Raw genomic sequence first — 241 nt, 5'->3', positions numbered from 1 at the left:
CCTGTTCCGCTCGAGCTCGGCCTTCGCCGCGGCGGAGAGCTTCGATCCGAACGGCGGCAGCACCACGTCGGCGCCGTCCAGCAGCAGCACGCTCGCCTTGGTCGTGTCGATCCGCCGGAAGCTCTTCCGCAGCGTGTGCTGGGTGAGCTCCGCGATCTGGCCGGCCATCTCGACACCGGTGGGCCCGGCGCCGACCACCACGAAGTTCAGCAGCCGGCGCCGCTCGTCGGCGTCCTCGCTA

At 71.4% G+C, this 241-nt stretch carries 1 protein-coding gene; it reads right to left on the bottom strand.

Annotation, left to right across the window (positions count from 1 at the left end; genetic code table 11):
- The coding region (locus tag BN358_RS24230; protein ID WP_198018481.1) for an FAD-dependent oxidoreductase at positions 1–241 on the bottom strand (241 nt) is incomplete at both ends.

The organism is Sedimentibacter sp. B4 (assembly GCF_000309315.1).
Classification (GTDB): domain Bacteria; phylum Bacillota; class Clostridia; order Tissierellales; family Sedimentibacteraceae; genus Sedimentibacter; species Sedimentibacter saalensis.
The sequence above is the reverse complement of the archived record's forward strand: the minus strand, read 5'-3'. Positions and strand labels throughout refer to the sequence as shown.